The sequence below is a fragment of the Methanobrevibacter sp. genome (assembly GCF_017406825.1).
GTDB lineage: Archaea > Methanobacteriota > Methanobacteria > Methanobacteriales > Methanobacteriaceae > Methanocatella.
Window position 1 is genome coordinate 1 of the sequence record NZ_JAFQXT010000018.1, and the last position, 13,571, is coordinate 13,571.

A 13,571-nucleotide genomic window follows, 5' to 3' on the forward strand; every position below is an offset into this window, starting at 1 on the left:
AAAAATCCTCTCTGCAAAGGCAGGCCACGAAGTAACCCCCGGAGAAATCATAGAAATCCCTGTTGACCTTGCAATGTCACATGACGGGACTTCCCCTCCTGCAATCAAAACATTTGAAAAGATTACCGACAAGGTATGGGATCCGGAAAAGATAGCCATCATTTTCGACCATAACGTCCCTGCAAACACCATCGGTTCGGCCGAGTTTCAGAAAGTCTGCAGAAACTTCATAAAAGAGCAAAATATCACAAAAAATTACATTCACGGAGAAGGGATCTGCCATCAGGTAGTTCCCGAAATGGGACTGGTGGAGCCTGGAATGGTTATTGTCGGTGCAGATTCACATACATGCACCTACGGTGCATTCGGTGCTTTTTCAACTGGTATGGGTGCCACTGACCTTGCAATGGTTTGGGCAACAGGCAAAACATGGTTCATGGTTCCCGAAGCCATAAGGATGGAGATTACAGGAGAACTCAACGAATACGTCGCGGCGAAAGACATCATACTGAATATAATCGGAGACATCGGAATAGCCGGAGCAACCTACAAGACCACGGAATTCACCGGCGAAACCATAGAAAACATGGGAGTTGAAGGAAGAGCCACCATGTGCAACATGGCAATTGAAATGGGTGCCAAAAACGGAATTATGGAGCCGAACAGAGCAGTCATAGATTACATATGCCAAAGAACCGGCAAAAGGGAATCCGAGTTGAACATTGTCAAATCAGACCCGGACGCAACCTACGGAAAGGAAATGCACTTTGACATTGCGGATTTGGAGCCGCAAATAGCTTGTCCGAATGACGTTGACAATGTCAAGGCAATATCACAGATTGAAGGAACCTCAATTGACCAGTGCCTGATTGGCTCATGCACCAACGGAAGACTCTCAGACCTTAAGGATGCCGCCGAAATCCTTGAAGGAAAAACAATTGACGACAGCATCAGACTGCTGATTCTTCCGGCTTCAAGGGAAATCTACCAGCAGGCAATTCATTTAGGCTACATTGACACATTCATCAACGCAGGAGCGATCATCTGCAACCCAGGTTGCGGGCCTTGCCTTGGAGGCCACATGGGAGTGCTTTCCGAAGGAGAATCATGCATTTCCACAACAAACAGGAACTTCAAGGGAAGAATGGGTGATCCCGCCTCATCAGTATACTTATCAAACTCAAAGGTGGTTGCAGCCTCTGCACTTACCGGAGTTATTACCAATCCAAAAGATTTGTAGGTGTTAAAAATGACCCTTGATAAAAACGAAGCCAACAGAAGCCTTATTGAAAAGGTCGAACAATTAGAAGCAAAATACAACGAAGAATTCTCTAACACTCAAAAGATACTTCTGACAACAGACGGATCCATAACTGCGATTTTGGATGTGCTTTTCGGCAAAATTACGCTAACCACTCTTGACCAGCATGTGGAGGCAGCCGACGAATACCATGCCGGACTGGTCAATGTCGATGCGGGAGAGGAAATCAATTTCAGGGAAGTGATAATGCACAGACAAGGAAGACCATTGATTTATGCAATTTCACACATCCCATTGAAGAGATGCACAAAGGACGTCTGTACAGACCTTTTAAGTGCCGATATACCAATCGGAAGAATCTTAAAGAATTATCACATCGAATCCAGAAGGGAAATCAACAACATCTTCATCGAAAAGCCGAATGACACATTGAGGGAAATCTTCAAGACAGATGAGGACATGCTTGCAAGGGATTACGTAATCATCAACAACGACAAGATACTCATGTGGATCAAGGAAGTCTTTCCTATATCCTATTTCAGGTGAGGCAAATGGGTGTGAAGCTAAAGGATATAGTCGAACCGGAACAGATAACTTTTAAGGACCTGGAAGGAAGAGTGGTGTCAATTGACGCATTCAATACGCTTTACCAATTCCTGTCAACCATCAGACAGCGTGACGGAAGGCCGTTGACGGATGAAAACGGGAACATCACATCACACTTGAGCGGAATCCTATACAGAAACTCTTCAATGATTGAAAAGGACATAAAACCTATTTATATCTTTGATGGTCAGGCCCCTGAACTTAAAAGTGAAACTCAGGCCAAAAGAAGAGAAATAAGGGATGAAGCGGAAAAGATTTATAAAGATGCCCTAAAGGAAGGAGACACCGAAAAGGCACGCAAGTTTGCAATGAGGTCATCCAAGCTGTCGCCAGAAATAGTTGAATCCTCCAAAAAACTGCTGACACTTATGGGAATACCATACGTTGAGGCAAAAGGTGAAGGGGAAGCTCAGGCCGCGTATCTTGTTGCCAACGGTGATGCATATGCCGTTGCTTCACAGGACTATGACTGTCTGCTTTTTGGAGCAAAACGTGTCGTCAGAAACCTTGCGGTCAATTCAAACCTCGGCAATCTGGAATATTACCAGCTTGATAAAGTGCTGAGGCAATTGGATATTACAAGAGAGGAACTGATTGACATGGGGATTCTGATTGGAACCGACTTCTGTGAAGGACTCAGGGGAGTGGGTGCCAAAACCGCACTGAAATTGGCTAAAAAAGGTCAGCTTAAGGAAAAAATAGCTGAACTCCAGCAGGAATCATCACACGATCTGGATGAAGTTCGAGAAATATTCCTGAACCATAACGTCAACACCGATTATAAAATCAAATGGGAAAAACCGGATAAGGATAAGATTATCGAATTTTTATGCTACGAGCATGGCTTTTCCGAAGACAGAGTAAGCAAAGCAACCGACAGGCTGAAAAATCTGAATTCATCACAAGGAAGCCTTGATGCATGGTTCTGAATCGTTTTTGAAAAAAATTAAAATTTTAGGATAGCACAATCATTAAATACTACTTAAAATAAAGTAATATTGGATTCAAAATATTGGATATATAATACAATCAACCACCACACACCCCAGATTGTATTAACTAAACACTTGAAAATAGCAGCTGTCAAGGGGATGGTGAAAGCTATTTTGCGTATTCGATATATTTATAGAATCCATAGTGTTGATGGTTTCTCACCACCAAAAGACCCGGAAGCCATCAATACTAATATGGAGGGAAGTCCTTCCCAAACACTTTTTCTGCGTATTTCATGGCAAGCATTACCTGCTCTGTATGGTGTTTCATCATTTCCATTTCAAAATCACTGCGTGAAGGTGATTTTAATATCAGTTTAAGCAGGTTTTCATAAGTTTCAATGGCCAGATCCATATTGAAATCATATTTTTCTGCAGCTTCGGGAGTGAGCTTTTCAAAGCATGGAAACTCCAATGTTTTGCAAACGGTATCGGTTGAAAAATAGGTCATGCGAATCAGAGGGGATACCGATGATACAAGCACATGATTTCCAAGTTTAATCAATGGAGGAATTCCTGTTTGCCTGTACCTCTCCATTGAAGTTAACCTATCATAATTTTTAAGGTCATAACAGTGCAGTTCTGTGTAAAAATCAGGTTCAAAGTACTTGATTAAATCCAGAATCTTTTTTCCAAGTTCGGATTCATAATATTCCTTTTTGATTGTTGAAATATAGTCTGTCCTATCAAAGTTATAAAAATAGAACTGTCCTGGCGATAAATCTTCAAGCCTGATGCGTTTTAGAAACTTTAAGGATGTCAGCCCTTCGTTTCCATGGACTCCGCCGATGAACAGTTTGGTCGGTCCCCTGCCGTTGTCTATGTATCTGAAATAGGACATAAAAAAATAAGATGAAGGAATTATGTTCCTTCCTGCCAATTAGCCATGTAAGCTTTTTGTTTGTCTGTCAATGAATCGATTTCAATTCCCATGGCCTTCAGTTTCATGGTTGCCACATTGTAATCGATTTCATCAGGTGCTTTTGTAACGCCAACAGGCAAATCGTTTTCCAGGATGTGTTTGGCGGATAACGCCTGCACTGCAAAACTCATGTCCATGATTTCTGCAGGGTGTCCTTGTCCGCGTGCAGCGGATAGGTTTACAAGTCTGCCGTCAGCTAAAAGGTAAATCTTACGGCCGTCTTTAGTGGTGAACTCTTCAATGCTTTCACGCACTTCACTGACATTGGTTGAGATTGCCTCCAAATCAGGACGGTTGATTTCAACATTGAAGTGGCCTGAGTTTGCAAGCATGCATCCGTCTTTCATATATTTGAAGTCATCACCGCAGATAATGTCCGCATTGCCGGTTACGGTTATGATTAAATCGGCCTGTTTAACAGCTTCGCGAATGGTCATTACACGGTATCCGTCCATTCTTGCTTCCAATGCCCTGATTGGATCTACTTCAGTGACGATGACATCTGCTCCAAGACCTGCGGCTCTTAAAGCCAATCCTCTTCCGCACCAGCCGTATCCGCATACGACTACGGTCTTGCCGGCGATTACCATGTTGGTTGTGCCCATGATTGCATCGAAACTTGACTGTCCGGTTCCGTAACGGTTGTCGAAGAGGTATTTAGTATACGCGTCGTTTACGGCTATTACAGGGAATTTCAATGCTCCGTCAGCGTGCATTGCCTGTAGCCTGTGAACCCCTGTGGTGGTTTCTTCACATGCTCCTTTGATGTGGCTTAACAATTCTTTTCTTTCATTGTGAAGAACCATAATCATGTCTGCTCCGTCATCGATGATTATGTCGGGTTTGTGGTCCAGAACCATATTGATTGTCTGGTAATATTCTTCATCGTCCTGTTCTCTCCAACCGTAAACGTTAAGGCCCAAATCGGCCGCTCCTGCAACCGCATCGTCGTGGGTGGATAGCGGGTTGCATCCGGTCATTGCCACTTCAGCCCCGCCTGCCATTAATGTCAATCCCAGATTAATGGTTTTAGGTTCCAAGTGTAAACATGACCCGATTGTGATTCCTTTGAACGGTTGGGTTTCCAGATATTCTTGCTTGATGTGTTCCAAAACAGGCATGTGTTTTTGAACCCATTCGATTTTTCTTACACCTTCAGGTGCAAGTGACATGTCTTTTACTTTACTCATAAATATCATCAGCTTAAATTTTTAACAATTAAATTTTGGATTTAAAGCTTATTAAATATATACCTTTTTGACATCGAGCAATGTTATTTTTCCAGGATTATATCAAAATTCCAACAAATGCCCCTTAAAAACAAAAACTTTAAATGTAATGATTAGAATATATAAATATGTTAGATGCCGGGGTGGCTCAGCTGGTTAGAGCGCACGGCTCATAGGGTAATAAAGCAGTGCTCTAGCTTATTCCTGGGATACCGTGAGATCGCGGGTTCGAATCCCGCCCCCGGCATCCAATCCCAGGAATTTCATCTAACTTACACTATTTTTATAAGAATTTTTTCAAATCATAACAATTTTATACTTATTTTAACTAAAATACATTTTGAGGATTTGAAAATGATATATAATACGCTTGGAAAAAGTGGTCTTGAAGTGTCAAGGCTCGGTTTTGGAACAATGAGGCTTCCAACCAAAACAAACAATGCCGACATCGATAAAACAGAAGCGGCGAAAATGCTCGAATATGGAATAGAAAATGGAATCAACATTATCGATACGGCTTATCCCTACCACGCTGAAGGATTGAGCGGCAGCGGCGAGAGCGAAAAGTTTGTAGGAGCATTTCTAGACGAAAATACTTTAAGGGACGAGATAATCCTTCAAACCAAATCCCCTGTTTGGGCAATAGAGGAAAAATCTGATTTTGACAAATATCTGGAAATTCAGCTTGAAAAGCTTCAGACCGATTACATTGACGTTTACCTCCTGCATTCACTGACCGAACCTGATTGGAATAAAGTAAAGAATCTGGATGTCCTTGACTTTCTGGATGACTGCCTAAGTTCCGGAAAGGTCGGACATGTCGGATTTTCATCACATATTGAAGTGGACTATCTAATTGAAATCATTGACGAATATCCGAAATGGGAAGTGGTTCTGACTCAGATGAACTATCTGGACGAATACTATCAGTCCGGAGTCATGGGGCTTAACTACCTTAAGGAAGTGAATGTCGGAAGCATGATTATGGAACCCCTTCGCGGGGGAAGGCTGGTCAACAACATTCCCAATGAAATACAGAATCTATGGGACATGGCCGAAACCAAAAGAACACCTGTTGAATGGGCATTGCAATACCTGTGGAATCGTGACGATGTGGATTGCGTCCTGAGCGGGATGACTAGCCTCGAACAGGTAAAGCAAAACATTGAAATAGCTTCAAAAATCGATGAGATTTCTGATCATGACCAGGAACTGATACGTGAAGTTGCAAGAACCTACAGGACTTTTCTGGGAAACCGGTGCACACGCTGCGGATACTGCATGCCATGTCCTCATGGGGTGGACATAATAAACTGCCTGACCGAGTACAACATTGCGCATATGATGGGGGACCCCAAGGCAAGCGCGATGCAGTACTTCTCACTGATCGATGAGGATTCGAGGGCGGACAGTTGTGTCGGCTGTAAGGAATGCATACCCTTTTGCACACAAATGCTGAACATTCCGGAAGAACTTGAAAAGGTATATGAGTACTTTGGAGATGAATTCGACCACTTTTAGGTGATGAAATGGATGAATACTGGGAAATGTTAACAAGACAGATGCCTCTTGTAAGCAGGGATGAGCAGGAAAAATTCAGGAATGCCGCAATCACCGTGATTGGCTGCGGCGGAATCGGAGGACTGGCCATCGAAATGCTTGCAAGAATGGGCGTTGGAAAGCTTGTTCTGGTTGATGAGGATTCATTTGATTTGTCCAACCTGAACAGACAGACATTATCGGAATATGCCAACATCGGCGGGTCAAAAAGTGAAGCGGCTGCAGAGAAGGTCAGGAAAATAAATCCCCATGTCAGTGTTGTATCATGGGACGAGCATGTCGATGAGAGCAATATCGACAGGCTAATTGAAGATTCAAGAATCGTGATTGACGCTTTGGACAATGTCCTGACAAGGGTGATCGTTTCAAGAAAGGCCAGGGAATATAAGATTCCTTTCATTCATGGGGCGGTTCATGGAACATTGGGCCAAATCACCACGTTTCTGCCCAACACCACTAGCTATGAGGAAATGTTCAACCTTCCATCCCTTGGCAAGGAGCTGACGGATGATGTCGTTGAAAGTCTGAAAAATGTTACTGCCGGACCTCCGCCTGTAATCGGCCCGGTTCCAAATCTGGTTTCATGTCTGGAAGCCATGGAAGCCTATAAAATAATTACAGGTATCGGAAAGGTTACCGTCAGCCCGAAATTACTGACATTTGATTTATTGGATTTGAATTCATTTGATTTGGTTGAAATCTAAACACCGAATCAAATTTTGTTTCTCTTTTTTGAATGTAATTGAACAGAATAGTATCAAATTTTAAATACTTTAAACAATATTTACTAAAAAAAATAAAACTTATACATTAATATATCAAAAATTATATAATAGCAATATATATAAAACTTTATATAGTACGAAAATGAAATATATTTTTAATTGGAAGATGTTTTCCGACTATTGAAAATTGGAGCTTGATTTAATGAGTGACATTCCACAAGAAAAAATAGAAAAAATCACAGAACAGATGAGAGAAGACAACATTAAGTTTATCCGTCTACAATTTGTTGACATTAACGGTACTGTAAAAAACATTGTTATCCCATTCAACAACGACGACATGAGCGAACTGTTCAACGAAGGAATGCTTTTTGATGGTTCATCAATTGCAGGATTCGTTGGAATCAATGAAAGTGACCTGGTATTGAAACCGGACATAAACACATATTCCAGACTCTCATGGAGACCTGAAGAATCCGCAACATGCAGATTTATCTGTGACGTATGGACCGCCGACAACGAACCGTTCATAGGAGACCCAAGAGGACTGCTCAAAAAATCCCTGGCACGCATTGCGGACATGGGACTGCAGTACAATATCGGACCGGAACCGGAATTCTTCATTGTAGACATTGACGAAAACGGATACCCTATGCCTTACGATGAGGCAGGATACTTCGACGTTGAACCTCTCGACAAAGGTCCTGACTTCAGAAGAGAACTGACATTAAACCTTGAAGATTTGGACTTTGAAGTTGAGGCATCCCACCACGAAGTGGCTCCTGGCCAGAACGAAATCGCATTCAAATTCAAGGACGCGCTTAAAACTGCCGATGCGGTAATCACATTCAAACAGGCTATCAAGGCCATTGTAGACAACATGGCTACCTTTGACCAGCTCGACTACAGAGTGACATTCATGCCTAAACCGTTCTTCGGAGTGAGCGGAAGTGGAATGCACTGTCACCAATCCGTCTTCAAAGGAGACAGAAACCTCTTTTCAGACCCTGATTCAGAAACAGGCCTTTCAAAAGATGCGCTTTACTTCATGGGAGGACTTCTCAAACATGCACGTGCGGTTACAGCAATAACAAACCCTATCGTCAACTCATACAAACGTCTGGTGCCTGGCTATGAAGCTCCGGTTTACATGGCATATGGCTACAGAAACAGATCCGCATTAATCAGAGTTCCTGCAGCACGTGGAAAGGCAACCCGTATCGAATACAGGTCCCCTGACCCTGCATGTAACCCATACCTCGCGTTTACAGTAATGCTTGAAGCAGGTATTGACGGCATTGTTAACAAGATTGACCCTGGCGACCCTGTTGAAGACGACATCTACAAAATGACTGAAGAGGAAAGGGAATCAAGAGGAATTGAAGTGTTGCCTACCAGTCTGTGGGAAGCTTACCATTCCCTTGAAGAGGATCCGCTTATATTGAATGCCCTAGGCCCTCACATCAGTGAAAAGTTCCTTGAGCTCAAATATCAGGAATGGGACGAATACCGTGTTCAAGTATTTGGATATGAACAAAGGAAATATTTGGATATCTAATCTGAATATTTTTTTATTTTTATGAGATTCTTATGTCAGATTCAGAACCCCGCATGATTGAGATTTTGAGAGTATTGAGCGCGCAGGAAAATCCTACCGGCTCCAAACTGATAGCAGACCAGCTAAAGGAAAAAGGTTTTAATTTAGGTGAACGTGCGGTCAGATATCATATGAAAGTTTTGGACCAGAAGGGATACACCGAGAAAAAAGGCTATGCCGGAAGGGTCATCACAAAACTTGGCCGCGAAAAATTGGAGAAGGGGTTGATTTATGACCAGGTCGACTCAATCTATTCAAAATTTGAAGAAATGATATATTTGACTGACTTCAACTATATCACACAAACAGGAAATGTTGTTATCAATACATCAACCGTTTATGATGAAGAATCGATTGATATACTTAAAAGAATTATTGAAAGTGGTCTTTCTGTTAGCCCTTACGTTAATTTAAACAGAGATAAAAATGAGGGCAAAATCGAAGTGACAACATTATGCGGAACCACAATAGACGGAATACTTCTGAATGAAGGAATAGCATCACTGCCGCAATACGGCGGGCTTCTGAAAATCGAAGACTACAAACCTGTGAAGTTTGAAGAACTGATCTCATACAAGAAGACATCCCTGACACCGCTGGATGCATTCTCATCACCGAACAGAACTTCAGTTCTCGATGTTGTGGACTCAGGAACAGGGCTGATACCTGCAAATTTCAGACTGATACCGAGCATCGGCCGGGAAAAAACAATCGAGATCATCAAAAAACTGGATAAAATAGGAATCGGAGGAACAATCGCAATATCTAATGAAAACCAGGATATTTTAGGAATTGACGTGCCTAAAGGAATGGTTGGAGTAGTCATAGTCGGAGGAATAACCCCATTCAGGGCAATCGACGAATCCGGAAAGGACATCGACATAAAAATAGCCGAAGAGATAATGGACTTCAAAGCATTATCCCCTATAACCTCCACCACAGAAAACAGACTGAAACCTGTTGAACATGCACTCCAGCCAAAAACATCATTCCTGCTTTCAAAATCATGGAACCTGATTCAGCAAGTGAGCTTCGATATCGAAAAAAGAAAAGGAAACATTGTCTCAAACGTATCCTATCTCAACAAGGAAGACCTGGACGAAGCCTTAAAGATAATGGAAGACACATACAACGATGATCCAAAACACATCAATCCCTACTATAAAATAATAGAACATCCTGACGATAAGGATAAAGTCGGAATTGCAACAATATGCAGCCTAAGCATAGACGGGATACTGATAAATAACGGAATCAGATGCAATCCGAGATATGGAGGATTATTGGAACTGACAGAACCTTCCTTATTCATCGAATTGATTTCATACAGCGGCTCAACAGTGGACCCTCATAAGATATTCATTGCAAAGGACATGACTTCAGTCTCTCACAGTGAAGGTCCGAAAAAAATATTGGCCAGTTTTAAGGAAATTCCATACATATCACGGGACTATGCAGTGAACTTATTGGACACACTGGACAAGACAGGCTTTTCAATATACAAAATAGGAAAACCTAGGGAATTGACCTATAACGCAAAGGCGGACAATTACAATTTCGGCATTGTGGCAGGCGGCGGCCTGAACTCAATAGCTGCAATAAGAGAAAAAGGCGTGGACATCCACGTGAAAGCCATTGAAAAATTAATGCCATTTGAAAAGATGGATAGGCTGTAATCAGATTACAGTAACTTCCACTTCTTCACCATTTTTAGGATAATGAATGAATTCTATTATATCATCTTCCACTTCGTAGACGTCTATTTCAATGGTGGCGCCCAAATCGCTTTCGTCAAGGGATACCAGCATTTTGAATCCAGGTTCGTTGAAATATTTTGAAAAATCCATATTCAGGACTTCCCCTTCGGCGAAAATCCTATTGTATGAAATCTCAATATTATCATGGATTTTAACGTTTTCTTTGAGATATTTCACCGCTTGTTTTGTAGTCAATCTTAATTCTTTCATGAAAATCAACTCCTATATTAAGATATGTTCCAAGGTATATAAATGTTTGTATCCATACGAACAAAAAAAATTTTCAATAAAAAAAAGATGATTTATAGAACTTCGATAACAAGTTCCTTTTCATCGGTAATATGGCGCATTTCAATCAGGTCCTCACCAATCTCATTAAAATCGACTTCGATAGATTGATTTAGGATTTCACCATTTAATTGCATTGCGACTCTTAGACCTTCTCCAGTCATTTCATCTTCTTCAGTTATCCCTAAAACTTCACCTGGAGCAAAAATACGATTATAGGAAATTTCCAAGATATCTCTAACGTTGACTTCATTTCTGACATATTCGATTGCTTCTTCCAAGGTCATTTGAATTTCTTCTACCATAATAATCACTTTATCTAAAAAAAAGAAAAAAGAGAAAGGAATTATAAATTCCTGTATTCTCTGATTGAAGTATATTCGTCGTCTAATTCTCCGTAGGTAGCTAATTTTTCTTTGTTGGTTTCAGCACCTAAGTAAAGGTTACCTTTACCGTTAAGACCAATATCTCCAGTATAGTGGATATATTTACCTTTGTAAACAACGCCTTCTACTTCAGGATCTACAACAATACCGTTGAGGACAAATCCTTCGAGTAATCTTCCAAGGAATCCGTGGATGATAATGTTACCGTTTTTCATTTGTCCACCAGGCCAACGGTTTACGTCACCGTCGATTTCGATGACACCTTTGGTCATGTGAATACCTGCTAAGATATCACAGTTACCTTTAACGTGGATTTTACCACCGGTTAAACATTCACCACATTGTTTTCCAGCGTTACCGCCAACAACGATTTCTCCTCCGGTCATACCTCTCCATTCACCGATGTATGAAGCACCAGTGAACTCTTTGGTATTTCCTTCGATTTCAAGGTATCCGCCAGACATTTCTCTACCAGCGTGAGCTGCTGCGTTACCTTTAACGAGAATAGAACCACCGGACATTTCAGCACCAACGTGTAAATCCACACTGCTGTTACATACGATGTTTCCACCGCTCATTTTACAACCGATGTATTTTACTCTGTTTAAATCTCCGTTTAAAATCATTTCAACATCATTAGGTCCGTTAGCTTCTCCTTCAACAGTTATTTTGAAGAAGTCTGTGATTGGGAATCTTGAGTTTCCAATTGGGACTTGATATTTTGCGAAATCAGCTTCGGTCCATGAATAGATTTCATCAGGAATCAATTCATCGAATTCTAAAGCGATTGAAGAAGTTTTTATTTGATCAAATGTTATTGTTTTCAAATTAAACACCCCTATTTACCGTCTACGTCAACTCTAATTGGGTTGGATACGTAGTGGTCATGTACTGGATAGTTTTCCCATTTAACTGAGTAGTATTGGGTGAAGAACGGCATAATGTTGTCGATAACTTTTTGCTCGTTTTGTTCCCATCCTTTTACGTTAACCCAAATGTTTTGACTTTCTTTAACTTTTACAATTTCTTTGTCTTTTACTAAGATTTGACCATCTTTAATTGTGTATTCAGCAACATTGAAACCTTTTTCGATTTCAGCGTATTGTCTGGATGGATCAATTTCATTAGGATTTATGTCATATACAGCAATGTCTGCTCTGTATCCAGGAGTAAGTGCACCTCTGTCAGTGAATCCGTAGATTCTAGCAGGAGCAGCTCTGGAAATAGTTGCAATATCGTAGAAATCGTATTCTCTGTCGAGAGTTGGAAGGGTAGTTCTTCTTTGTGCCCATTTGTGAACTTCTCCGTTTTCCATCATTTCCATTCTTCTTTGGTTACTCATCAACCAGGAGATAATTCTAGGATATCTAGTGAATGGTCCTGCGTTAGGGTGGTCAGTGGTTAAACATACTTTCCATGGGTCATCAATGTGCAAGAATAATTCTAAACCAATAGCCCATTGTAAAGTGTTAACTGGGTTTTTACCTGAGTAAATACATGGAATAATACCTGCTGCGGTTTCACATTCAATATCTTTGTTGGTCCATTTAAGACCGGATAATTTGAATAAGTCGTATTCCATAGGAGCATCTGCAGTCATGGTTGTGGTTTCATCTAAAGTTACCTGACCGATATCACAGGTTATGTGGTCATTTTTGTTGATGTATTTAGCAACTTCTTCAGCACCGGAACCTGCGTCTTTCCAGCTGTTACCTGTGTAAGAGTGGAATTGCAAGTGACATACGTGCATGACTTGGTCTCTGATTTCAGCAGCTTTGGAACCTTTTTTAACGTTTTTAACGGATTCCATGGTTTCGATAGTGGTTGGTACGTTACCAGGGTGTCCTAAATCGTTAGGGTGAATGTGAATAGAGTGAGGTAAGTTTAACATTTCATTTGCTTTTGCGAGTGCAACGATAACTTCTTTGGAAGTTACGTCAAAGTAAGGTGCTTTATCGTTTACACCGTGTACGTTCATACCCCATCCCCATGCTTCACTTCCACATGGGTTTACGATTTTGATTCCGTAACCTTTGGATATTTTCAACCAGGCAGCTACAAATGCTGCGATGTCTTCAATATTGTTATCTTTTGCATATTCCATTACGAACCAGTTGTTACCGAATAATGGCATAGCTGGAATATCTAATTGTGGAATAGTTGCAATTTCTTCGTGAGTGTGTTTTGCTTCAAGAGGAGGCATAGCTGCTTCTACAACAGTACCGTAACCTAATCTTGAGTATCTGTA

General features: G+C 41.2%; 13 protein-coding genes and 1 tRNA gene. 8 read left to right on the forward strand and 6 right to left on the reverse strand.

The window, feature by feature from the left end; genetic code table 11:
- From hacA to fen, 3 genes are all read left to right on the forward strand, one after another.
- A partial coding sequence (hacA, locus tag IJF99_RS03045; protein ID WP_292791931.1) for a homoaconitase large subunit occupies positions 1-1,240 on the forward strand: 1,240 nt, incomplete at its 5' end.
- Between the two features lie 9 nt (positions 1,241-1,249).
- The gene (locus IJF99_RS03050) at positions 1,250-1,807 is read left to right on the forward strand and encodes a chorismate pyruvate-lyase family protein (RefSeq protein WP_292791934.1); all 558 of its coding nucleotides are present in this window, start codon (positions 1,250-1,252) and stop codon (positions 1,805-1,807) included.
- 5 nt (positions 1,808-1,812) lie between these two features.
- Positions 1,813-2,796, forward strand: a complete 984-nt coding sequence (fen, locus tag IJF99_RS03055) for a flap endonuclease-1 (protein ID WP_292791947.1) — start codon at positions 1,813-1,815, stop codon at positions 2,794-2,796.
- A 253-nt stretch (positions 2,797-3,049) separates the two neighbouring features.
- Here the strand turns inward: fen and IJF99_RS03060 are convergent, their stop codons facing one another.
- Both IJF99_RS03060 and IJF99_RS03065 read right to left on the reverse strand, forming a co-directional pair.
- Positions 3,050-3,700 carry a DUF2119 domain-containing protein gene (locus tag IJF99_RS03060; RefSeq protein WP_292791949.1) on the reverse strand — a complete coding sequence of 217 codons (651 nt, stop codon included), beginning with the start codon at positions 3,698-3,700 and terminating at the stop codon, positions 3,050-3,052.
- 20 nt (positions 3,701-3,720) lie between these two features.
- Positions 3,721-4,971, reverse strand: a complete 1,251-nt coding sequence (locus tag IJF99_RS03065; RefSeq protein ID WP_292791951.1) for an adenosylhomocysteinase — start codon at positions 4,969-4,971, stop codon at positions 3,721-3,723.
- A 176-nt stretch (positions 4,972-5,147) separates the two neighbouring features.
- Between IJF99_RS03065 and IJF99_RS03070 the strand changes: the two genes are divergently transcribed.
- The 5 genes from IJF99_RS03070 to IJF99_RS03090 all read left to right on the forward strand — a co-directional run bounded on the left by IJF99_RS03070 (position 5,148) and on the right by IJF99_RS03090 (position 10,568).
- Positions 5,148-5,257 (forward strand) — tRNA-Met (locus IJF99_RS03070).
- A 107-nt stretch (positions 5,258-5,364) separates the two neighbouring features.
- A complete protein-coding gene (locus IJF99_RS03075) occupies positions 5,365-6,531 on the forward strand; it encodes an aldo/keto reductase (protein ID WP_292791953.1) in 1,167 nt (388 codons plus the stop codon).
- A gap of 8 nt (positions 6,532-6,539) precedes the next feature.
- Positions 6,540-7,274: a HesA/MoeB/ThiF family protein gene (locus IJF99_RS03080; protein WP_292791955.1), complete on the forward strand. Its 735-nt coding sequence runs from the start codon at positions 6,540-6,542 to the stop codon at positions 7,272-7,274.
- Between the two features lie 223 nt (positions 7,275-7,497).
- Entirely contained in the window at positions 7,498-8,853 is a 1,356-nt protein-coding gene (gene glnA / locus IJF99_RS03085; RefSeq protein ID WP_292791957.1) for a type I glutamate--ammonia ligase, read from the forward strand.
- 32 nt (positions 8,854-8,885) lie between these two features.
- Positions 8,886-10,568, forward strand: coding sequence for a DUF128 domain-containing protein (locus IJF99_RS03090; protein ID WP_292791959.1), 1,683 nt, complete (start codon positions 8,886-8,888; stop codon positions 10,566-10,568).
- On the opposite strand, the gene IJF99_RS03095 is transcribed toward IJF99_RS03090, so the two are convergent.
- From IJF99_RS03095 to IJF99_RS03110, 4 genes are all read right to left on the reverse strand, one after another.
- Positions 10,569-10,859 (reverse strand): DUF2097 domain-containing protein, encoded by a 291-nt coding sequence (locus IJF99_RS03095; protein WP_292791961.1) that lies wholly within the window; start codon positions 10,857-10,859, stop codon positions 10,569-10,571.
- Between the two features lie 92 nt (positions 10,860-10,951).
- Positions 10,952-11,242: a DUF2097 domain-containing protein gene (locus tag IJF99_RS03100; RefSeq protein WP_292791963.1), complete on the reverse strand. Its 291-nt coding sequence runs from the start codon at positions 11,240-11,242 to the stop codon at positions 10,952-10,954.
- 41 nt (positions 11,243-11,283) lie between these two features.
- Positions 11,284-12,159 (reverse strand): formylmethanofuran dehydrogenase subunit C, encoded by an 876-nt coding sequence (locus IJF99_RS03105; protein ID WP_292791965.1) that lies wholly within the window; start codon positions 12,157-12,159, stop codon positions 11,284-11,286.
- A gap of 2 nt (positions 12,160-12,161) precedes the next feature.
- Positions 12,162-13,571, reverse strand: a 1,410-nt coding sequence (locus IJF99_RS03110) for a formylmethanofuran dehydrogenase subunit A (RefSeq protein WP_292791972.1), incomplete at its 5' end; no start/stop codon positions are given.

Bases quoted from the DNA above. Each gene is read 5' to 3' on its own strand.
- IJF99_RS03050 (WP_292791934.1), top strand. From the start codon at position 1,250: ATGACCCTTGATAAAAACGAAGCCAACAGAAGCCTTATTGAAAAGGTC.
- IJF99_RS03065 (WP_292791951.1), bottom strand. From the start codon at position 4,971: ATGAGTAAAGTAAAAGACATGTCACTTGCACCTGAAGGTGTAAGAAAA.
- IJF99_RS03095 (WP_292791961.1), bottom strand. From the start codon at position 10,859: ATGAAAGAATTAAGATTGACTACAAAACAAGCGGTGAAATATCTCAAA.
- IJF99_RS03100 (WP_292791963.1), bottom strand. From the start codon at position 11,242: ATGGTAGAAGAAATTCAAATGACCTTGGAAGAAGCAATCGAATATGTC.
- IJF99_RS03075 (WP_292791953.1), top strand. From the start codon at position 5,365: ATGATATATAATACGCTTGGAAAAAGTGGTCTTGAAGTGTCAAGGCTC.
- IJF99_RS03080 (WP_292791955.1), top strand. From the start codon at position 6,540: ATGGATGAATACTGGGAAATGTTAACAAGACAGATGCCTCTTGTAAGC.
- glnA (WP_292791957.1), top strand. From the start codon at position 7,498: ATGAGTGACATTCCACAAGAAAAAATAGAAAAAATCACAGAACAGATG.
- IJF99_RS03060 (WP_292791949.1), bottom strand. From the start codon at position 3,700: ATGTCCTATTTCAGATACATAGACAACGGCAGGGGACCGACCAAACTG.
- fen (WP_292791947.1), top strand. From the start codon at position 1,813: ATGGGTGTGAAGCTAAAGGATATAGTCGAACCGGAACAGATAACTTTT.
- IJF99_RS03090 (WP_292791959.1), top strand. From the start codon at position 8,886: ATGTCAGATTCAGAACCCCGCATGATTGAGATTTTGAGAGTATTGAGC.